Origin of the sequence: Streptomyces ambofaciens ATCC 23877, assembly GCF_001267885.1 — a bacterium.
GTDB classification, from domain to species: Bacteria; Actinomycetota; Actinomycetes; order Streptomycetales; family Streptomycetaceae; genus Streptomyces; species Streptomyces ambofaciens.
Genome location: NZ_CP012382.1, coordinates 2,594,508 through 2,614,713 on the forward strand (window position 1 = coordinate 2,594,508; position 20,206 = coordinate 2,614,713).

The following is a 20,206-nucleotide window of genomic DNA, read 5'->3' on the forward strand; positions in this document are numbered from 1 at the left end:
GGGAAGCGCTTTCGCGTCAATGGTTCGGGCAGGACTCGGGCAAGAACTCGGGCCGGGACCCGCACGCGCCGCGCTCACTCGACGCATCGCATGACGCGGACACATCCACCCGCGTAGGCTCGAACGGCCCTGAGTACGGCGGCGAGTGAGAGCGGGGGAGACCATGGGCTTCGCGGACGCGGACGAGGGACCGGCCTCGACGCCGGGGCCTCCCCGCCCGCCCCGCCCCGGCCCGCCCCGCCCCGGCCCGGCGTGCGCCGCGTGCTCCGCCCCCGCCGTGGCACCCGGGGAGACCGCGGCGGTCACCGGGTGACCGCCCCGCACGCGGAACTGGCCCGGACGGCGGCCGTCTTGGCATATTGCACTGGTGACCGAGCCACACCCAGGGGAACAGGGAGACAGCGGTGCGTACCAGGAAGGAGATGCGTCGTCTCGCTGACGCCCTCATCGACCCCATCCGAGTGCCGGTACCGGCGGATCCCGAGGTCCTGTTCGAGGCTCTCGTCGCCTCCGTCAGCGCGTGGCGGGGACGCGACGTGGTCGTCCACCGGGCGGCGTTCCCGCCGCACACCGCGAGCGGCCTGTGGCTGGAGCGGGAGAACCACGACGACGTGGTGGTGGACGAACGCGCCGCCGTGTGGCACCAGATCGTGATTCTCTGCCACGAGGTGTGGCACATGAGCCGCCGCCGGTCCGACCCGGACGGGAGCGCCGACGGGCAGCCCCGGCCGATCGCCGCGCGCACCGACTTCTCGCTCGCCGAGGAGCAGGAGGCGGACCGCTTCGGCATGCTGATGGGCGGTCGGCTGCGCACCTGGCTGGAGGCCTCCACCGACTCGGTCTTCGCCGCGGAGGGCGGCGATCCCGACGCCCCCCAGGACCTCGCCGGACGCATCGGCGCCGCGCTCAACTACCGCGGGACCACGCGGTGAACGCCCTGATCAACTACGTGAGCTGCGGGGCGCTGTGGCTCGGACTGCTGGTGAAGGCCCCCGACCTGCTGCGGCACCGCCACGACCCCTATCTGCGCGCCCTGTGCGCGGTGCTGGGGCTGGCCGGCCTCTGCTTCCTGCTCGGGGCGCCACCGACGGTCGGCGCCGTCAACCGGCTGAGCGGGGTGCCGAACCTGGCGGCTCCCCTCACCTACGCGGCGATCACCGGGTACTGCGCCGCCTCCCAGATCCTCGTCGTCCACTGGCGCGGCGGACCCCGGGTGCGGCGCACCGCCCGCCGCTGGACCCTCGCCTACGCCCTCGTGGTCCTCGGCATCGCGGGGACCTTCGCGCTCGGCGACGCACCCGAGGAGCGCCGCACCGATCTGGACACCTACTACGCGAGGACGCCGTTCATCGCCCAGATGATCGTCCTGTACCTGGTCGCGCACCTCACCGCGACGGGCGTCACCGCGGTGTCCGCGCTGCGCTGGGCGCGCCGGGTGCGGGGCGGGCTGCGGGCCGGCCTGACCCTGCTCGGCATCGGCTCGCTGTGCGGCGCCGGCTACAGCGTGGTCAAGCTCGTCGCGGTGGGCGCCCGCTGGTCCGGGCATGACTGGTCGGCGCTCGGCACCACCGTCTCCCCGGCCGCGGCCGGCCTCGGCGCCCTGATGACGGTCGTCGGGGTCCTGGTCCCGCTGCTCGCGCCCCGGGTGACCGAGTGGCGGCGGGCGCGGCGGGCGTACGCCCGGCTCGAACCCCTGGAGCGGGCGCTGGACGACGTGCTCACCCGCCGGGCCCTGCGGTTGCCCCGGCCCCGGTTCGCCTCCCCCGCCACCCTGCTGATGTGGCGCCGGACCAGCATCCACAACGCGCTCGGCCACCTGGACGCGTACGTCGACGGGGACCTGTACGACCGGGTCCACGCCGGGGCGCTGGCGGCGACGGACGACCCGGAGCGGGCCGAGGCCGCCGCCTGGGCGGCGGTGATCGGCGACGCGGTACGGCACGAGGCCGACCCGGCGGGGCGGGACCCGGTGGTCCGCGGCACGGCCCGGCCGCCCGGCCCGGCCGCCCTCGACCGGATCGCCGACGCGCTGGCGGCTGCCGCGCCGGTGCCCGCGGTCCCCGCGGTGCCGAGCGGGACGACCACGGCGGGGACCGCGTGAACCGGGCCCCCGGCGAGAGGAGTGGGCCGGCGTGAGTCTCGTCGTGTATCTGGCGGCCCTGGTCTTCGGGATGACCTCCGTCCTGCTGTTCCGCCGGCCGCGTACGGCCATGCGGAACCCGCTGACCCTGTCCACCTGCGCGGCGGTCGTCCTCGGCGCGCTGGTCTTCGTCTGCGCGGCCCCCGCCACCCTCGCCACCGTCAACGACCTCACCGGCGTCCCCAACTTCGGTGCCCCGCTGACCTACGGCATGCTCTCCGCGTACAGCTGCGCCGTGCTCGTGCTGCTGATCAACTGGCGGGGCGGTCCCCGCGCGCTGGTACGGCGGATGGTGCTGCGCAGCATGGCCGCCTACGGGCTGCTGGTGGCCGCCATCGTCGTGCTGTTCACGCTCGCCGACGCGCGCACCGAGCGGCTGACCGACCTCGACACGTACTACGCCGGCACCCCGTTCATGCGGGAGATGATCCTGCTGTACCTGCTCGGCCACAGCGCGGCGATGCTGGTGATGTGCGCCGTCTGCCTCAAGTGGGGCCGGGAGGTGGGCGGGCTGCTGCGCGCCGGGCTGCGGCTGATCCTGCTGGGGGCGCTGCTGGACGTGCTGGGGTTCCAGCTGACGAAGTACACGGCGGTCGTGGCGCGTTGGACGGGTCACGACCTCGACTTCCTGTCCACCACGGTGGCCCCGCCGATGGCCTCGCTGGCCGCCCTGCTGTGTTCGGCGGGGTTCGTGCTGCCGCGGCTGCTGCCGCCCGTGGTCGCCCACTGGCGGGGGCTGGACGACTACCGGCGGCTGGAGCCGCTGTGGTCCCTGGTCGAGCCGGTGTCCACCGCCCCCAAACCGCCGACCGCCTGGTGGCAGCTCCCCCGGGCCCGGCTCCAGTGGCGCGAGGTGTCCATCCACGACGCCCTGCTCGCGCTGGCGCCGTACTTCGACCACCGGGTCCGGGAACGGGTGCGGGACACCGCCCTGCGCGCCGGCCGCTCCCCCCACCAGGCCCGGCTGACGGCGGAGGCGGCCATGCTCCTGGACGCCGCGCGGCGGGCCCGTGCCCGTGAGGAACCGCCCGCGACCGCCGGTTCGTACCGGCTGCACGCCACCGAGGTCTCCGGCCCGAGCGGGCTGGTGGAGCTGGCACAGGCGCTGGTGCGCCCACCCGCCGCTGCCCTCGCGCCCGACGAAGCGGCGCGGACCTCCATGACCGGATCCATGGCCGAACCCGAGGAGCCCCATGTCGCATAGAGCTGTCGTCGTCGGTGCCGGTCTGGCCGGGATGCTGTCCGCGGCCGTGCTGTCCACCGCGGGCGTCGACGAGGTGGTCGTGCTGGACCGTGACGAGCTGCCGGACGGACCGGAGCACCGCCGCGGGCTGCCGCAGGGGCGGCACGCGCATCTGCTCATGGCCGGGGGGCTGGCGGCCATGGAGGAGCTCCTGCCGGGCCTCGGCCTGCGCGAGCGGCTGGTCGCCGCCGGCGCCCACGAGGTGTCCCTCAGCTCGGGCATGCTGGCCCGCACCTCCGAGGGCTGGCTGCGCAGATGGCGGCGCGAGGGGCCCGTCATGCTCACCTGCACGCGGGCGCTGCTGGACTGGACGGTGCGGGCCGCGGTGCTCGAGCACTGCCCCGTCGAGATCCGCAGAACCCCGGTGATCGGGCTGGCCGGCGACGCGGAGCGGGTGCGGGGGGTGCGGATCGCCGCGCCCGGCGGGGACACGGACCTCGACGCCGACCTGGTCGTCGACGCGAGCGGACGCGGTACGCGCGTCGTCGGCTGGCTGGACGGGCTCGGACTGTCCGGCGTCCGGGAGCGGACCGTGGACTCGGGCCTGGTCAACGCCTCGCGCGTCTACCGGATTCCGGCGGGCGCGGAACGGTTCCCGCTGACGGTCGTGCAGGCCGACCCCTACGCGTCCCGGCCCGCCCGCAGCGCCATGGTGATGCCGGTCGAGGGGGGCCGCTGGCTGGTGAGCTGCGGCGGCTCGCGCGGCGGTGAGCCGCCGGCGGACCCGGAGGGTTTCCTGCGGTACACGCTCGATCTGCCGGATCCGATCGTGGGCCGGCTGATCTCCGGCGCCCAGCCGCTCACCGACGTGCACCTGAGCCGGTCGACCAGCAACGTGCGGCGGTACCTGGAGAAGTCGCCGCGCTGGCCGGAGGGTTTCGTGGTCCTCGGGGACGCACTGGCCACCTTCAATCCGGCGTACGGACAGGGCATGACGGTGGCCGCGTTCGGAGCGCGGGTCCTCGGCCGGGAGCTGGAGCGGGCCGGCGGTCCCTGCGCGCCCGGTCTCGCCCGGCGGGTGCTGCGGGGCGCGGCGCGCTCGGTGGACGCGGCGTGGTCCATGGCCGTCAGCCAGGACGTCCGCTACCCGGGGGTGCGCGGCGGACGGCCGGGCGTCGCCGACCGCGTCGTGACGGCGTACACCCGGCGCATGACGAAGGCGGCGACGGGCTCCTACGCGGCGGCCTCGGCGCTCTGGGACGTCACCAGCATGCGCACGCCGCCGACCCGCATGTTCCACCCCGGCGCGGTCCTGGCGGCCCTCGCCGGCCCCCCGCTCCCGCCGCCGACGGAGCCACCGCTGACCCCCGGCGAGCGCGAGGTGCTGCGGGGGCTGGACCGCACGGGGGTGTGAGCGGGCGGTCGGCCGGCACCCGTGCGGGCCCGGCCGGGACACCCGTGCGGGCCCGGCCGGGAACGGACCCGGCGAGGTCGCCCGCCGAGCGAGCGCCCATGGACCGGCGACGGGTCACGGGCGCCGGCCGCTCACCGACCGCGGGCCGGTCGCAGCGACCGGCCGACCGGCCTGTCGGCCTGCCGAGCGCGCCCCGTCGGCCCCGTCGCCGTCCGGCTCCCCCCGTCCCGTCGGGCTCCCCCGTCGCCGTCCGGCTCCCCTCGTCCCGTCGGGCTCCCTCGTCCCCGTCCGGCTCCCCGTCCCGTCCGGCTCCCCGTCCCCGCCGTCCGAGGCTCAGCCCGCGAACGGTGGCTGGGCCACCCCCCGTCCCGCGTCCGGCACCACCAGCACCGAGCCCGCCAGCGGATGCGGGGCCGTCAGTCCGACCCGGGCCGTGGTGAGGTACAGGTCGGTCAGGCCGGGGCCGCCGAAGGCGCAGGCGGTGACCCGGGGGACCGGCAGCGGGATCACCCGGTCCAGGTCGCCGGAGGGGGTGTAGCGGCGCACCGCGCCCCCGTCCCACAGCGCGACCCAGACGCAGCCCTCGGCGTCCACGCACAGGCCGTCGGGGAAACCGGCGCCGTCCTCGATCACGGCCAGCGGACGGCGCCCCGAGACCCGGCCGTCCGAGGACGCGACGTCGAAGACGTCGATGCGGCGGGTCGGGGTGTCGGCGTAGTACATGAGCCGGCCGTCGGGGCTCCAGCCGGTGCCGTTGCTCACCGTGACGTCGTCCAGCACCGGCGTCACCGTGCCGTCCCCGGCGACCCGGGAGAGTGTGCCCCCGCCGGGTGCCTCGTCGTACCGCATGGTGCCGGCCCACAGGGTGCCGTCGGGGGCGACGGCGGCGTCGTTGCCGCGGCGGCCGGGCACGACCTCCCGGTGCAGCCAGCGGAAGGTTTCGTCGGGGTCGAGCAGGGCGATCCCGTCGCGCAGGTTGAGGACGAGTCCGCCGCCCGCGCGCGGCTTGGCGGCGCCGACGTGCTGGTCGGTGCGGCGGAGCGTGCGCCGGCCGGTGGCCGGGTCGTAGGTGTGGACACGGGAGGCGAGGATGTCGATCCACAGCAGGCGGCCCGTCGCCGGGTCCCAGGTGGGGCCCTCACCGAGGGCCGCCTCCGCCCGGACGGCCACCTCGTACGCCGTGCCGGTCGTGGCCCTGCCGCGTCCGGTCATGCCGCGCTCCGGTGCCCGAGTCGCTCGGACAGGTCGGCCGCGCCCTTGACGGCGAGCTGCTCCAGTTCGCCGAGGCGCTGCTCGCTCCAGCGGATCATGGGCACGGAGATCGACAGCGCGGCGACGACCCGGCCGCTGCGGTCGCGGACCGGGGCGGCCACGCAGGAGACGTCCGGGTTGGACTCGCGGCTCTCCACCGCGACGCCCCGCTCACGGATACCGGTCAACGCCTCGCGCAGGGCGGCCGGGTCGGTGATGCTGTTCGGGGTCATGGCGGTCAGCGCGGCGCCGTCGGGGAAGCGGGCCGCGAGCTCCGGCTCGGGGAGGGAGGCCAGCAGCATCTTGCCGACGGACGTGCAGTGCGCGGGCAGCCTGCGCCCGGCCGCCGACACCATGCGCACCGCGTGCGTGGAGTCCACCTTCGCGATGTAGATGACGTCCGTGTCCTCCAGGATCGCCACGTGCACCGTCTCGTCGCAGGTCTCGGCGACGCTCCGGGCGACCTGCTGGCCCTCGGCGGCGAGGTCGAGGTGCTCGGCGTAGCGCGCGCCGAGCTGGTACGGCCGCACGCCGAGCCGGTACCGTCCGGGCTGCCCGGCCACGGGGACGATGTACTTGCGGGCGGAGAGCGTGGTGACCAGTTCGTGCACGGTGGTGCGCGGCAGCTGGAGCCGGCGCACGATGTCGGGGGCGGAGAGCGTGCCGTCCCCGTCGAGGAAGAGCTCCAGTATGTCGAGAGCCCGGGTCACGGCTGGTACGAGGCGTCCCATGTCCGGCCCCCTCCCTTAGTGTTCGAAATTTCAACAGGCGATCGGAATAGCGAACACAGGCTACTCACATCGCGTTTCCCGGGGCAATGGGCAGGCGTCCCCCCGCTGCCCGCCCGGCCGATGGACGACGATGGTCCCCATGCCCACCGGTAAGCAGCCCGCCGCCCCCTTCACCCCGCTCGACTTCCAGCTGGTGCTGCTGCGCCGCATGGCCGACCACAACCCCGGGCTGGTGGAGGACGCCCGCCGCGAGCTGGGCGCCTCGCTCGCGGACATGCGGGAGGCGAACAGACGCTGGCAGGCGATGCTCCGCTCCCCGCGCGCCCGTTCGGCCGCCTCCCGGTACCGCTCCGTCCTCGGCGCACCCGAGTCGGCGGCGCCGCGCCGGATCGGCGACCTGGAGTGCGAGGCCCGGCAGTGGCCGCTCCCCCTCTGGCCCAGGCTGCGCTTCGAGGTGCTCGTCGCCGACGGAGGCGTCGTCTGGAACGAGTGGCTGGTGCGGGCCCCCGGCACCGAGGGACCGGAGCTGCGCACGCTGGACGACCTCACGCCCTGGTCCTGCACGGTCGACGAGGCGGCCCGCGCCTTCGCCCCCGCCCGCCCCCTCCAGGGCTCGGCCCCCACACGCTGGGGGCTCGCCTTCGCCGCACCGGACGCGAGCGGCCGACGGCACGAGGTCGTCGCGGAGTTCACCTGGGGGCTGCTCCAGCGGACGGCCGTCGGGGACCGTTAGCGGGCCGCTGCCAGCACCGCCTCGACGACACGCGGCAGCGACCGCTCGTGCAGCCACAGGAAGAGGTTCGGCTCGACCAGCTCCAGCTCCATCACCCTCGGCCGCCCGTCCTCCCCGTCCACCAGGTCGACCCGGGCGTACAGGAGCTCGGGGGCGTCCGGCACGGCGGCCAGGGCACGCTCGGCGACGGCGCGTTCGGCCGGGGTCGGGGACCAGGGTTCCAGGCCGGGGTGCGCGACCTTCCGCTCGTCGTACGGCGTCCCGGGGGTGAGCACGGCGCCCTTGCGGGAGGCGTGCAGCAGGCGCCCGCCGAAGAACTGCAGCGCCCGCTCCCCGGCGGTGTCGATGCTGCTCATGTAGGGCTGCACCATCGCCGTGAACCCCTCGGCGTGCATCCGCTCCACCTGCCGCAGCGCCGTGGCGTGCTCGTCGGGCGTGTAGCGGGCGGCGAAGCGGGCCCCGGCGCCCGAGGTGGGTTTGACGACGTACTCGTGGGCGTCGGGCAGGTCGGGCACCTCGCCCGGGGCGGCGTAGCGGGTGGGGACGACGGGCACGCCGGCCGCCGCGAGGTCGCCGAGGTAGCGCTTGTCGGTGTTCCAGCGCACGACCGCCGCCGGGTTCGCGAGCCGCGTCAGCTTGCCGCACTCCTCCGCCCACGCCGTGAACTCGCCCGCCCGCCAGCTGTAGTCCCAGGTGGAGCGGATCAGGGCGAGGTCGAAGGACGCCCAGTCGACGTCCTCGTCGTCCCAGATCTCGGCGGACGCCTCGGCCCCCGCCGCCTCCAGCGCCTTCGCCAGCACCGGCAGGTCGCGGTCGACGCTGATCTGCGGGCCGGGGCGGCAGGTGACGAGTGCTATCCGGGGCACGGCGGACTCCCTCTTCGTACGGCGCGGGTGACGGCTCCGCAGGCTAGCAACCCCGTCCGCCGCCGGGCCGGGCTACCGCTCCTCGCCGGGGTCCCAGTCCAGCAGCCGGACCTTGGCGACCGTACGGACGTGGCGGCGCATCGCGCCGGCCGCCTGCCGGGGCTGCCGGGCCGCGACGGCGTCGAGGATGTCCTGGTGCTGGGCGAGGGAGCGGCCGGGCCGGCCGGGCTGGCGCAGGGACTCGGTGCGGCTCTCGGCGATCTGGTGGGCGATGGAGCGCATGAACTCCGCGAGCAGGCTGCTGTGCGCCGCCGTCGTCACCGCCGCGTGGAACAGCCGGTCGCCCTCGACGCCGTGGTCGCCCCGCTCGATCTCCTCGGCCATCACCGCGAGGGCGGAGCGCATCGCCGCCAGGTCGTCCTCCGTGCGGCGCTCGGCGGCCAGTTCGGCGAGTTTCGTCTCCAGCGCCTCGCGGGCCTCCAGGACGTCCGGGAGCCGCTGCCGGCGTTCCACCATGTCCTCGACGGGCTCCACGTCGAGGCTGTCCCGGACCAGGTACGTCCCGCCGCCGTGCCGCGCCTCCACCAGGCCCTGGACCTCCAGGACCACGATCGCCTGCTTCACCGAGGCCCGGCTGACGCCGAGCCGCTGGGCGAGGTCCCGTTCGGGCGGCAGCCGGTCGCCGGCCCGCAGCCCGCCGTCGGTGACGTACTGGCGCAGCCGCTCCAGCACCTGTTCGTACAGGCGCTGCTTGGTCATGGGGCGCAGGGCGTCGGTCACGAGGTCCCCCTCTCGCCGGGAGCGTAACACCGGGCGGCGGGTGGCCGAGTGGCTGAGCCAATTCGTGCGCGACCCCTTGACGGCCGCCCGGCGCGGGCCCACGCTGACCGACCAACCGCACGACTCAAGTGGCTCAGCCACTCAGCCAATCAGGTCAGCCCTCGGGAGCCCCCGCATGTCCCCCGAACTCATCTCGATCCTCGTCCTCGTCGTGGTCTTCGTCATCGCCACCACCCGTTCCGTCAACATGGGCGCGCTCGCCTTCGCCGCCGCCTTCGGGGTGGGCACGCTCGTCGCCGACCTCGACGCGGACGGCATCTTCGCCGGTTTCCCCGGCGACCTGTTCGTCGTCCTCGTCGGCGTCACCTATCTCTTCGCCATCGCGCGGGCCAACGGCACCACCGACTGGCTGGTGCACGCGGCCGTCCGGATGGTGAGGGGCCGGGTCGCGCTGATCCCCTGGGTGATGTTCGCTCTCACCGGCGCGCTCACGGCGATCGGCGCGGTCAGCCCGGCGGCGGTCGCCATCGTCGCGCCGGTCGCGCTGAGCTTCGCCACCCGGTACGCGATCAGCCCGCTGCTCATGGGCACGATGGTGGTGCACGGCGCGCAGGCGGGCGGGTTCTCACCGATCAGCATCTACGGCTCGATCGTCAACGGCATCGTGGAGCGCGAGGGCCTGCCGGGCAGCGAGGTCACCCTCTTCCTGGCCTCGCTGATCGCCAACCTCGTCATCGCGGGGGTGCTCTTCGTGCTCTTCGGCGGACGGAAGCTGTGGGCGCGGGGGGCGGTGTCGCCGCAGGACGGCGGCACGGCGGGCGACGGCGCGGCGGACGAGGGCACGACGGGCTCAGGGACGACGGGCTCGGGAACAGGGCCGTCGGGGGCCGGGGCGTCGGGCTCGGGGCCGCGTTCCGCCGGCACCGGTACGGCCGCCGGCACCGCCCCGAGCGCGGTGGCCGTCCGTCCCGACCGGGCCCCCGAAGGCGACGGCGCGGGCCCGCGTCTCGCCCCCGCCCGGGTCGCCACCCTGCTCGCCCTGGTCGCCCTCGTCGTGGCGGTCCTCGGTTTCGACCTGGACGCGGGCCTGACCGCGGTCTCCCTCGCCGTCGTGCTGAGCACCGCCTGGCCGGACGACAGCCGCCGCGCGGTCGGCGAGATCGCCTGGTCCACGGTCCTGCTGATCTGCGGTGTCCTCACCTACGTCGGCGTGCTGGAGGAGATGGGCACCATCACCTGGGCCGGTGAGGGCGTCGGCGGCATCGGCGTGCCGCTGCTGGCCGCGGTGCTGCTCTGCTACATCGGCGCGCTCGTGTCGGCCTTCGCCTCCTCGGTGGGGATCATGGGGGCGCTGATCCCGCTGGCGGTGCCGTTCCTCGCGCAGGGCGAGATCGGGGCGGTCGGCATGGTGGCGGCGCTCGCGGTCTCGGCGACGGTCGTGGACGTCAGTCCGTTCTCGACGAACGGCGCACTGGTCCTGGCCGCGGCCCCCGACGTCGATCGAGAGCGCTTCTTCCGGCAGTTGATGGTGTACGGAGGGATCGTGGTGGCGGTCGTGCCCGCGCTGGCATGGCTGGTGCTGGTCGTGCCCGGCTTCGGGTAGGTCCCGTCAGACAACCGGTATTCCGGTAACAGCGAGCAATGACCAAGGAGTACGACGCGTGTCCTCTCTCTTCCCGGCCCTCCTCCCGGCCGCGACCGCCGCGCCGGCCACGGCCGACCGGCCCGCCCTGCGCTTCGGCGAGCGCTCCCTGACCTACGCGGAGCTGGCCGCCGCGGCGGGCGGCACGGCCGCCCGGATCCGGGCCGCCGGGCGGGTCGCCGTCTGGGCGACCCCGGCGATGGAGACCGCGGTCGCCGTGGTGGCCGCGCTGCTGGCGGGCGTCCCCGCCGTACCGCTCAACCCGAAGTCGGGCGACAAGGAACTCGCGCACATCCTGTCGGACAGCGAGCCGTCGCTCGTCCTGGCGGCCCCGGACAGCCGGCTCCCGCCCGCCCTGGCCGCCCTGGAGCGCGTCGACGTGGACGTGGACGCCACCGGGCCGGTCCCCGAGGACCACGCCGGCGACGACGACCCCGCGCTCGTCGTCTACACCTCCGGCACCACCGGGCCGCCCAAGGGCGCCGTCATCCCCCGGCGCGCGCTGACGACGACCCTGGACGCGCTCGCCGACGCGTGGCAGTGGACCGGCGACGACGTACTGGTGCACGGGCTGCCGCTGTTCCACGTGCACGGGCTGGTGCTCGGCGTCCTCGGCCCGCTGCGGCGCGGCGGGGCCGTGCGGCACCTGGGCAGGTTCTCCACCGAGGGCGCGGCGCGGGAGCTGAACGACGGCGCGACCATGCTGTTCGGGGTGCCGACGATGTACCACCGGATCGCCGAGGCCCTGCCCGGCGACCCGGAGCTGACGAAGGCGCTGGCCGGGGCCCGGCTGCTGGTGTCGGGGTCGGCCGCGCTGCCGGTGCACGACCACGAGCGGATCGCCACCGCGACCGGCCGCCGGGTGATCGAGCGCTACGGCATGACGGAGACGCTGATGAACACGAGCGTGCGGGCGGACGGCGAGCCCCGCGCCGGGACGGTGGGCGTACCGCTGCCGGGCGTGGAGCTGCGGCTGGTGGAGGACGACGGCACGCCGATCGCGGAAGCGGACGGGGAGAGCGTCGGCGAGATCCAGGTGCGCGGCGCGAACCTGTTCACCGAGTACCTCAACCGCCCCGACGCCACCGCCGCCGCCTTCACCGGGGACGGCTTCTTCCGCACCGGCGACATGGCGGTGCGCGACCCGGACGGCTATGTCCGCATCGTCGGCCGCAAGGCCACCGACCTGATCAAGAGCGGGGGGTACAAGATCGGGGCCGGTGAGATCGAGAACGCGCTGCTCGAACACCCGGGGGTGCGGGAGGCCGCCGTCACCGGCGAGCCCGACCCCGACCTCGGCGAGCGGATCGTGGCGTGGATCGTGCCCGCCGACCCCGCCGCGCCGCCCACCCTCGACGCGCTGGCCGGCCACGTCGCCGGCCGGCTCGCCCCGCACAAGCGGCCCCGCGTCCTGCGCCTCCTGGACACCCTCCCCCGCAACGACATGGGGAAGATCATGAAGCGGGCGCTGAGCCATGACTGACCGCCTGTCCGCGCGCGCGTTCCTCGCCCTGCTCACCGACGACTTCACCGAACTGCCCCACCCCCCGGGCACGTCGGAGCCCGACGGCCCGCTCGGCTGGCACGGCTACGACGCCGCCCGCGCCCACGCCGCCGGACGCACCGGCGAGGAGGAGTCCGTCGTCTGCGGGACCGGGCACGTCGAGGGCGCCCGGGCCGTGCTCCTCGCCTTCGAGTTCGGCTTCCTCGGCGGCTCGCTGGGCCGGCGTACCGGTGACCGGCTGGAGGCGGCGTACACCTACGCGCGGGAGCACCGGCTTCCGGTGGTGCCGCTGGTCGCCACGGGCGGCAGCCGGATGCAGGAGGGGATGCTCGCGCTGACCCAGCTCCAGCGGGTCGCCCGGCAGTCGGCGCTCACCCGCGGGGCCGGGCTGCCGCAGATCGCCGTGTTGCGGGACCCGGCCACCGGGGGCGGCTGGGCGACGCTGGGCGCGGGCGCCGACGTGGTCCTCGCGCTGCCCGGCGCCCAGGTCGGCTTCGCGGGCTCCCGGGTCCGGCCGCCGGACGCCGACCCGGCGGCCTACACGGCCGAGGCGCAGGTGGCGGCGGGCAGCGCGGACGCCGTCGTACCGCCCGGTGAGCTGCGCGCCACGCTGGGCCGGTGGCTGCGGCTGCTGACGGCGCCGTCCGGCGGCCCGGCGCCCGTGCCCGAGCCGCTCGGCGCGCGGGACCTGCCCGCGACGGGGTGGGACGCGGTGCGGCGGGCCCGGTCGCCCGAACGTCCGCGCGCCCGGGCGTACCTGGACGCCTACTTCACCCACCGCGTCGCCCTCTCCGGCGACCGCTCGGGCGGCACCGATCCGGAGGGCATGCTCTGCGGCTTCGGGGAGCACGCGGGGCGGACCGTCGCGTACGCCGCCCAGACGGGGACCGCGACCCGGCCCGCCGGGTACCGCACCGCCGCCCGGCTGATCCGCCTCGCGGACCGGCTGGGCATCCCGGTGCTGACCCTGGTGGACACCCCGGGCGCGGCGAACGACGCGCAGGCGGAACGGCAGGGCGCGGGCGCGGCGATCGCCGACCTGTTCACCGCGGTGGCGTCGGTGAGCACGCCGGTCACCACGCTGGTGATCGGCGAGGGCGGCTCGGGCGGGGCGCTGGCGCTGGCCGCGCCCGGCAGCACCTGGGCGACGCCGGACAGCTACTTCTCCGTCATCGCGCCGGAGTCGGCGGCGGCGATCCTCAAGCGGCCGCCCGAGGAGGTGGAGGCGACGGCGGACCAACTGCGCCTGCGTCCACAGGACTTGGCGGAGCTGGGCGTGATCCGAACAGGCGATCAGTTGTTCCCTGGAACAGGTGATCGTCGCCCGCAGGAGCGAATGTGACTGCGGGGACCAACGATACTTACGGTGTGCGAGCAACGGGCTGCAGACCGTAGTCGCACGGTGTCCCCAGTTGGTCCCACCTGCACAGCGCAAGGAGCTGCACGATCATGAACCTTCTCACCGACATCCTCGCCGGCCTCGTCCACTTCGTCGGCTGGCTGGTCTGACGGACCGAGAGACACGACGGCGCCGCCTCCCCGTCCCAGGGAGGCGGCGCCGTCCGCGTGCGTGCGTAACGCCGGCGTCAGCGCACGGCCACCGCCCGCACGATCTCCTGCGTGACCGAGCCGCCCCGGTCGTCGCGCGCGAAGGCCCGCAGCGACACGTGCTCGGCGTCGCGGGGCACGCTCAGCGTCCCCTGCCAGGACGCCGGCCCCGCACCGTCGCGCAGCGACACGCGCTGCCACGACGCACCGCCGTCGAAGGACGCCTCCAGCTTCCCGCCGCCGAGCCTCCCGGTGTCCGGGGCGCCCGCCACGTACTCCGCGCCGAGCGCGACCCGCACCTGCTTCCCGCCGCGCACCTCGCCCGCGAGGTCGGTGTCCACGTCGAAGGAGAGGTTGATCAGCGGGAGGCGGGTCCAGCGGTCGTCCGGTGTGGCGGCCGAGCGGAACGTCCACTCGGCGTGCCCCTCGGTGCCGAGCCGCCAGCGGCCGGCGTCGAGCGCGGTGTCGGTGACGAGCCGGTACGTGCGCTCGTCGGCCGGCGCGTCGTACACGTAGGCGGCGGAGGACGGCCCCTGGTCGACCAGCTCGCCGTCCAGGTAGACCGAGGTGGTCTGCGACATCCCGCTGCCCTCGCTCCACACGTCGCCGAAGCCGGTGTGGTCGGGGCCGGAGTCGCCCCATCCGGGCGCGTTGAACTGGAGCCGGTCGCCCGCGCGCTGCTGGCCCCAGCCCAGCCCGGTGCCGAGATAGGGGTGCCACACCGGCTTGAACCAGTTCAGCTCCGTACGCGAACCGCCCTCGTACCGGACGGTGCCGGACCGCTCCTCCAGCGCGTCGCCGGCGGCCGTCACGGACTCGTGCCACAGCTGGCCGGGCCCGGTCGACACGTACTCGGTGCGCTCGACGGGGTAGTCGATCCGCTCCCGGAAGCCCAGCCCGACGGGGAAGGTGTCGGTGATCGAGTAGCGGAACTCACCGCCGCTCGCCGGCTCGGCCGCGTGGTACCTGGTCCGCAGCACGGCGAGGTCGCGGCCCCCGGGCTCGTAGGTGAGGTCGCGGTCGGGCACGGCACCGCGGTGCCCCTCGGAAAGGTCGTAGGTGTACGGCGTGTTGCGCGTGCCGGTCATGTCGACCCGCCCGGCGTCCCGCAGCCGCTCCGCGTCGGCGGCGCCGACCGTGGCGATCTGCACCGGCCGGTCGGCGTTGTCGTCCGTGCCCCACCACCGCATCAGCCGCCCCGGCGCGTCGTCGGTGACGAACAGCGCCTTCACCCCGGCCTCCTGGGCTTCCCGGGCGAGCTCCGCCGGTTCGGTGCCCTCGGTGAGCCGGGCGAGGACCGCCTCGCCCCGGACACCCGCCGGGAACGGACCGTCCCCGACGTCGGTCAGCGGCAGCCGACTGCGGCCCTCGATCAGGGTGCCGCCCGACTGGACGGTGGCCTCACCCACGCCCTTGACCTCCAGCAGCGGCTTGCCCAGCCGCCACACGGTCCGGTACTCGAAGTCGCCCTCGGTCACCTTCCTGCCGGTGGGCGCCGCGAAGACGCTGTCGTACGTCAGGGGCACCTGGACCGCGCCGAACAGGTCGGAGCCGTTCGCACTGCGGTCGTACTCCATGAGCAGTTGCCGCGTCTCGGTGCGCCGGTCGACGTCGGCGCCGATCTCGCGCAGCTTTCTGCCGTCGAGAGTGATCTCGCGGTCCTGGTCGACGACGACCTCGGGCGCCGCGAGGAAACCGAGCCCGAGCGAGTCGGCGCCGCCGCTGCCGCGCACGTCGAGGAAGGACGTGAGGCTGTACGTCCCCGGCGTCAGCCGCAGCTCCAGGGTGCCCGAGTCACCGACGTGCGCGGGGACGGGGTCGACGCCCCCGGCGAGCTTCTGGACCACCAGGTCGGCCGGCGTGGCGGCACCGGCGCGGTCCTTGACGTGCACGGTGAGCGTGTACCGCTCCTCCTCCTTGACCATGCCGAACGTGGTGTGCGCCACGGGCGTGCCGTCCGCGCCGGCCGCCACGATCCGGCCGCTCGTCGTCCCGACCGGGGCCTTGGAGCCGTCCCCGGTGACGGTCGTGGCGGCGGTGCCGTGCGCGGGCACGGTGAGGGTGGTGTCGGCGAGGGTGGCGACGCCCGCGGGCGCACCCTGCACGGACAGCTCCAACTCGACCGCGCTGTCGGAGTCGTTGGTGTAGGTGACGGTCCGGGTGACCGGCTCGTTGCCCTCGTACGGCCAGGCGAAGAAGCCGAGGTCCGCGCTCCCGGTGGCGGTGACGGCGGCGCCGATCGCGTCCGGCACGCTGACCCGGCCCGCGCCCAGCTGGTAGGCGGAGGCGTCGAGCCGCTTCGACGTGGACATCAGCGCGTCCTTGAGCCGCGCGCCGGACCAGTCGGGGTGCTCCTCGGCGAGCAGGGCGGCGACCCCGGCGACGTGCGGCGTCGCCATCGACGTCCCGCTCATGGAGGTGTAGTCGCCGCTGCCCTCGCTGAGCGTGGAGCGGGCGGCGAGGATGTCGACGCCGGGGGCGGACAGGTCGGGCTTGAGGGCGTTGTCGCCGTGGCGCGGTCCGGCGCTGGTGAAGTAGGCCGCTTCGTCGGCGGAGTCGACGGCGCCCACGGTCAGGGCAGCGTCCGCGGCGCCGGGCGAACCGACGGAGGACGGGGCGCCGGTGTTCCCGGCGGCGATGACGAACAGCGCGCCGGTCTCGTGGGACAGGGTGTTCACGGCCTCGGCCATCGGGTCGGTGCCGTCGCTGGGCTCGGTCGAACCGAGGCTCATGGAGACGATCTCGGCGCCCACGTCCCGGGCGGCCCACTCCATGCCGGCGATGATCTCGGACTCGCTGCCCGAGCCGGAGTCGTCGAGGACCTTGCCGACCGCGAGCGTGGCGCCGGGCGCGACGCCCCGCTCCTTGCCGTCGGAGGCCGCGCCGCTGCCGCCGACGGTGGAGGCGACGTGCGTGCCGTGGCCGTGCCGGTCGGCGACCTCCTCGCCGGCTATGAAGCTCCGGCTCTGCCCGATCCGTCCGGCGAGGTCGGGGTGGCCCGCGTCCACGCCGCTGTCCAGCACGGCCACGGTGACGCCCTTGCCGGTCAGCCCGGCCTGCCAGGCCTCGGGGGTGCCGATCTGCGCGTTGGACTCGGCCATCGCGGCGGTGACCCGTCCGTCGAGCCACACTCCGTCGATGCCGGCGCCCCGGCGGGTGAATTCCCGCCAGAAGTCGCGCCCCTTGACGGCCTCGACGGCCGCCCCGCGCACGCTGGGCAGCGCCCGTGTCCGCACGGTGCCTCGCGGGGTGGCGGCCCGGGTGCCCTTCTCGTAGGTCACGATCAGCGGCAGCTCGCCGGTCGCGGAGTCGCCGAGCCCCTGCTCGATCAGCTCACCGACGTCGAAGAGCCGTTCGTCGAGGCTGCCGTCGCGCAGGTACGGCAGGGCCTCGTCGGGTACGACGGTGGTCCGGCCGCCGGAACTGCGGGTGTGCACGGCCCCGGTGGCGCCCTCGGGACGCTCCACCGTGACGGTCTTCCTGCCGCCCCCCAGGTCGGTGACGGTGACCCGGTCGCCGGTGACGAGGGTGACGGTGTCGGCGGCGGCGGCCGGGGTGCGTGCCGTACCCGAGGGCGGCTGCTGCGCCGCCGACGTCCCGGCCGGCAGCAGCGCGATCACGAGCCCCGCCGACAGGAGGGTCGCCCCGCGTCTGACTGGTCCTCTGCTCATCCACGTCTCTCTTCGTGTCGTCGTAGAGTGCTGGGAGCAGTCTCAGGGGGCGTGCGGGACGGGCGAGTTGACCGGACGTGGCGGATTGGCGCCCTGGCGGGTTTCCGCCAGTCCGGGCGGGGACCGGCCGGGGAACACGGGACACGCCCAAGTACCGTCCGTCACAATGGCATTCCGCACAGGTACGGACGGACACGGGGAGCGAGCGGCGTCATGGACGGGTTGGTCGAGTTCAAGACCGAGGACGGCGTGCGCGTGGTCGTCGAGGGAGTCGAGGACGAGGACGGCGCGCGGCTGGTCTCGCGCGGCGACGGACCGGCTCGGGCGGCGCGCACCTTCGAGGACTCCCTGGACGGTGTGCGGGCCGCCGCCGCGTCCGCGCTGCGGGTCTTCCGCGACGGCTCGCTCCGGCCCGACTCGGTGGAGCTGGAGTTCGGCGTCAAGCTGAGCGCGGAGGCCGGCGCGGTCATCGCGAAGGGCTCGGCGGAAGGGCACCTGGTGGTGAGGCTGAGCTGGTCGCCGGAGCAGTCGCCCGCCCGCCCGCTGGGCCCGGACGCCGCCGGCCGGTCATGAGCGGTGCCGCGTGGCACGCCCGGGTCGAGTGCGGCAAGGAGGTCGGTGCCGGATTCCTGGTCTCCGCCCGTCGGCTGCTCACCTGCGCCCACGTCGTCAGGTGGAGCGGCGACGCGGGGGTCACGGTGTCCTTCCCGGGCCGCCGGGAGCTGGGCGAGCTGTCCGCCACGGTCGCCGTGCACGGCGGCTGGCAGGGCGGCGCCGCCGACGTGGGCGACCTGGCCGTGCTGGAACTGGACCGCGAGGTGCCGCTCCGTCCCGCCGCCTTCGCCCCGCCCGGCGCGGAGCGGACCGCGCCCGTCCCCGAGCTGGTCGCCTACGGATTCCCGAAGGGGTACGACGAGGGCATGCTCGCCTCCTACCGCGCCCTGCCCGGCCCGCTCATCTCGGACGAGTGGGTGCAGCTGGAGGCGCTCACGGGGCACGGGCAGCCGCTGGCGGCCGGGTTCAGCGGCGCGGCGGCGACCCTGGCCGACGGCACGGTCGTCGGCATGGTCTCGGCGGTCGCGGGCGCCAAGGACGTACGCGTCGGCCGGATGCTGCCCGTCGAGGTCATGGCCCGGTACTGGCCGGAGCTCGGCGAACTGGTGCCCACGCCCGGCCACCGGGCGGACGCGCGCAAGCACCTGTACGCGCTGGTGCGCCGGGCCGAGGAGACCGGCCTGGGCTGCGACCCCGAGCGGCTCTACGTCTCCGCGATGGACGCCTTCGCGCCGCCGCCCCCGGAAGGCGGTTTCGCCTCGCTGCGGGAGGCCGCCGCCTACGTGCAGTGGGAGGTGCCCGACCCGGACGCCGTGGCCCGGTTCGCCGGCCGGCTGGAGGCCCTGCTCCACGCCCCGCCGCCCCGCCCGGCGACGTGGTCGCCGATCGTCGTGGAGATCGACCACAGCGGTGCCGGCGCCGACCAGGTCACCGTCGAGGTGTCCGCCTACCGGGACGGGCAGCGCCGGCCGGTGGGGACGCGCCGGCTGGCCCGGGGCGCGGTGCGTACCTTCGTGCAGGAGCGCATCGACGAGGCGTTCGCCCAACTCGACCCGGGCGCCGAGGAGCTGCTCACCTTCGTGCTGCCGCGCGAGTGGCTGAACGAGCCGGTGGCGCACTGGGCGTGCAGCGAGGACGATCCCACGCCCCTCGGCTGCGCCTACCCGCTGGTGGTGACCGACCGCAGCCGCCACCGCAGCGGACGCCTCCGCCACCAGCTGCGCAAGAAGTGGCGCAAGCTCGGGGTCAGCCCCGGCGGGACCCTGCACCGCGTGGACTGCGGCACCCGCGAGCGGCCGGCCGGACTGCGCAAGCGGCTGCGGGACGACGCCGAGCTGGCCGGTTTCGCCGCCCCGCCCGCGGCGGCGCGCGAACACTTCGAGGTCGGTCTGCACGTGCCCGTCCCCGTACTGCTGTGGCCGCGCGGCGGATGCCCCGGGGACGGGCACGACGGCCCCTGCTCCGGCACGGCCTTCCTCGACGAGCTGGCCGTGTCCGTGGCGGGCGTACCGCCGTCCGAACTCCCCCGCCTGGTCATGGAGCTGCGCGAGACGGCGGACGCGGCCGACGACCCGGACGGGCACTGGGCCCGGGACGTCCAGCTCCTGTGGGACGACCCCCGCTGCTTCGCCGAGCCCACCGCCCTGCTGCACTCGCCCGTCGGCTGACCGCCCGACACCGGCGGCGCGCCGCGCGACGGCCGCCCTCGCCCAGCCCCGCACCGGACCACCCACCGCCGAACCGCCCGGCCCCGAACAACCCGCACCGCACCGCCCGCCGACGAACCGCCCGGCCCCGAACAACCCGCACCGCACCGCCCACCGACGAACCGCCCACGACCGGACAGCCCACCGACGAACCGCCCGCCGACGAACCGCCCACGATGGGACAGCCCGTCGACCGACCGCCCGACACCGGCCGGCCCGCCCGCCCCACGCCCGACACCGGACAGCCCACCGCCGAACCGCCCGCCGACGAACCGCCCGCCGACGAACCGCCCACCGACGAACCGCCCAGGACGGGACAGCCGTCGGCCGACCGCCCCACACCGGCCGGCCCGCCCGGCCCCACGCCCGACACCGGACAGCCCACCGCCGAACCGCCGCCCACCGCCGAACCGCCGCCCCACCGCCCGCCGGCGAACCGCCGCCGTACTGCCCGCCGCACCGATCGCTCGGAGTGAAGAACC

General features: G+C 75.4%; 16 protein-coding genes. 11 read left to right on the top strand and 5 right to left on the bottom strand.

Going from position 1 to position 20,206, the window contains the following annotated elements:
• Positions 1-404 precede the first annotated feature (404 nt).
• Genes SAM23877_RS11725 through SAM23877_RS11740 form a run of 4 tightly spaced genes read left to right on the top strand, consistent with a single transcriptional unit; the run spans position 405 to position 4,737 of the window.
• The gene (locus tag SAM23877_RS11725; RefSeq protein ID WP_053130287.1) at positions 405-932 is read left to right on the top strand and encodes a hypothetical protein; all 528 of its coding nucleotides are present in this window, start codon (positions 405-407) and stop codon (positions 930-932) included.
• On the top strand, positions 929-2,101 hold the full coding sequence (locus SAM23877_RS11730) for an MAB_1171c family putative transporter (protein WP_053130290.1): 1,173 nt from the start codon (positions 929-931) through the stop codon (positions 2,099-2,101). The genes SAM23877_RS11725 and SAM23877_RS11730 overlap by 4 nt, the downstream gene beginning before the upstream one ends.
• Before the next feature lie 31 nt (positions 2,102-2,132).
• Entirely contained in the window at positions 2,133-3,344 is a 1,212-nt protein-coding gene (locus SAM23877_RS11735; protein WP_053130293.1) for an MAB_1171c family putative transporter, read from the top strand.
• Positions 3,334-4,737, top strand: coding sequence for an FAD-dependent oxidoreductase (locus tag SAM23877_RS11740; RefSeq protein WP_079030147.1), 1,404 nt, complete (start codon positions 3,334-3,336; stop codon positions 4,735-4,737). The genes SAM23877_RS11735 and SAM23877_RS11740 overlap by 11 nt, the downstream gene beginning before the upstream one ends.
• 333 nt (positions 4,738-5,070) lie before the next feature.
• Here the strand turns inward: SAM23877_RS11740 and SAM23877_RS11745 are convergent, their stop codons facing one another.
• Positions 5,071-5,949, bottom strand: a complete 879-nt coding sequence (locus tag SAM23877_RS11745; RefSeq protein ID WP_053130299.1) for an SMP-30/gluconolactonase/LRE family protein — start codon at positions 5,947-5,949, stop codon at positions 5,071-5,073.
• Positions 5,946-6,719, bottom strand: coding sequence for an IclR family transcriptional regulator (locus tag SAM23877_RS11750; RefSeq protein ID WP_053130302.1), 774 nt, complete (start codon positions 6,717-6,719; stop codon positions 5,946-5,948). The genes SAM23877_RS11745 and SAM23877_RS11750 overlap by 4 nt, the downstream gene beginning before the upstream one ends.
• Before the next feature lie 130 nt (positions 6,720-6,849).
• On the opposite strand from SAM23877_RS11750, the gene SAM23877_RS11755 reads away from it, so the two are divergent.
• Entirely contained in the window at positions 6,850-7,452 is a 603-nt protein-coding gene (locus SAM23877_RS11755) for a hypothetical protein (RefSeq protein ID WP_053130305.1), read from the top strand.
• On the opposite strand, the gene SAM23877_RS11760 is transcribed toward SAM23877_RS11755, so the two are convergent.
• Both SAM23877_RS11760 and SAM23877_RS11765 read right to left on the bottom strand, forming a co-directional pair.
• A complete protein-coding gene (locus tag SAM23877_RS11760; RefSeq protein WP_053130308.1) occupies positions 7,449-8,318 on the bottom strand; it encodes an ATP-grasp domain-containing protein in 870 nt (289 codons plus the stop codon). The genes SAM23877_RS11755 and SAM23877_RS11760 overlap by 4 nt on opposite strands.
• A gap of 72 nt (positions 8,319-8,390) precedes the next feature.
• Complete coding sequence (locus SAM23877_RS11765; RefSeq protein ID WP_053130311.1) at positions 8,391-9,098, bottom strand: FadR/GntR family transcriptional regulator; 708 nt, start codon at positions 9,096-9,098, stop codon at positions 8,391-8,393.
• A 175-nt stretch (positions 9,099-9,273) separates the two neighbouring features.
• Between SAM23877_RS11765 and SAM23877_RS11770 the strand changes: the two genes are divergently transcribed.
• The 3 genes from SAM23877_RS11770 to SAM23877_RS11780 are packed head-to-tail and all read left to right on the top strand — an operon-like array spanning position 9,274 to position 13,586.
• Positions 9,274-10,701 carry an SLC13 family permease gene (locus SAM23877_RS11770; RefSeq protein WP_053130316.1) on the top strand — a complete coding sequence of 476 codons (1,428 nt, stop codon included), beginning with the start codon at positions 9,274-9,276 and terminating at the stop codon, positions 10,699-10,701.
• Between the two features lie 58 nt (positions 10,702-10,759).
• Positions 10,760-12,223 (top strand): acyl-CoA synthetase, encoded by a 1,464-nt coding sequence (locus SAM23877_RS11775; RefSeq protein WP_053130319.1) that lies wholly within the window; start codon positions 10,760-10,762, stop codon positions 12,221-12,223.
• Entirely contained in the window at positions 12,216-13,586 is a 1,371-nt protein-coding gene (locus tag SAM23877_RS11780) for a carboxyl transferase domain-containing protein (protein ID WP_053130322.1), read from the top strand. Before SAM23877_RS11775 ends, SAM23877_RS11780 begins: the two co-directional genes overlap by 8 nt.
• A gap of 244 nt (positions 13,587-13,830) precedes the next feature.
• Here the strand turns inward: SAM23877_RS11780 and SAM23877_RS11785 are convergent, their stop codons facing one another.
• Positions 13,831-17,463 carry a S8 family serine peptidase gene (locus SAM23877_RS11785; protein WP_053130325.1) on the bottom strand — a complete coding sequence of 1,211 codons (3,633 nt, stop codon included), beginning with the start codon at positions 17,461-17,463 and terminating at the stop codon, positions 13,831-13,833.
• A 213-nt stretch (positions 17,464-17,676) separates the two neighbouring features.
• On the opposite strand from SAM23877_RS11785, the gene SAM23877_RS11790 reads away from it, so the two are divergent.
• From SAM23877_RS11790 to SAM23877_RS11800, 3 genes are all read left to right on the top strand, one after another.
• Positions 17,677-18,036, top strand: coding sequence for a CU044_2847 family protein (locus SAM23877_RS11790; RefSeq protein ID WP_053130329.1), 360 nt, complete (start codon positions 17,677-17,679; stop codon positions 18,034-18,036).
• Positions 18,033-19,685: a VMAP-C domain-containing protein gene (locus SAM23877_RS11795; RefSeq protein ID WP_053130332.1), complete on the top strand. Its 1,653-nt coding sequence runs from the start codon at positions 18,033-18,035 to the stop codon at positions 19,683-19,685. Before SAM23877_RS11790 ends, SAM23877_RS11795 begins: the two co-directional genes overlap by 4 nt.
• Before the next feature lie 215 nt (positions 19,686-19,900).
• On the top strand, positions 19,901-20,200 hold the full coding sequence (locus SAM23877_RS11800) for a hypothetical protein (protein ID WP_053130335.1): 300 nt from the start codon (positions 19,901-19,903) through the stop codon (positions 20,198-20,200).
• Positions 20,201-20,206 lie beyond the last annotated feature (6 nt).

What these genes read in the sequence shown, in the direction of transcription:
- SAM23877_RS11740 (WP_079030147.1), top strand. Translation starts at nt 3,334, where the DNA reads ATGTCGCATAGAGCTGTCGTCGTCGGTGCCGGTCTGGCCGGGATGCTG.
- SAM23877_RS11745 (WP_053130299.1), bottom strand. Translation starts at nt 5,949, where the DNA reads ATGACCGGACGCGGCAGGGCCACGACCGGCACGGCGTACGAGGTGGCC.
- SAM23877_RS11750 (WP_053130302.1), bottom strand. Translation starts at nt 6,719, where the DNA reads ATGGGACGCCTCGTACCAGCCGTGACCCGGGCTCTCGACATACTGGAG.
- SAM23877_RS11755 (WP_053130305.1), top strand. Translation starts at nt 6,850, where the DNA reads ATGGTCCCCATGCCCACCGGTAAGCAGCCCGCCGCCCCCTTCACCCCG.
- SAM23877_RS11770 (WP_053130316.1), top strand. Translation starts at nt 9,274, where the DNA reads ATGTCCCCCGAACTCATCTCGATCCTCGTCCTCGTCGTGGTCTTCGTC.
- SAM23877_RS11780 (WP_053130322.1), top strand. Translation starts at nt 12,216, where the DNA reads ATGACTGACCGCCTGTCCGCGCGCGCGTTCCTCGCCCTGCTCACCGAC.
- SAM23877_RS11785 (WP_053130325.1), bottom strand. Translation starts at nt 17,463, where the DNA reads ATGAGCAGAGGACCAGTCAGACGCGGGGCGACCCTCCTGTCGGCGGGG.
- SAM23877_RS11790 (WP_053130329.1), top strand. Translation starts at nt 17,677, where the DNA reads ATGGACGGGTTGGTCGAGTTCAAGACCGAGGACGGCGTGCGCGTGGTC.
- SAM23877_RS11795 (WP_053130332.1), top strand. Translation starts at nt 18,033, where the DNA reads ATGAGCGGTGCCGCGTGGCACGCCCGGGTCGAGTGCGGCAAGGAGGTC.
- SAM23877_RS11800 (WP_053130335.1), top strand. Translation starts at nt 19,901, where the DNA reads ATGGGACAGCCCGTCGACCGACCGCCCGACACCGGCCGGCCCGCCCGC.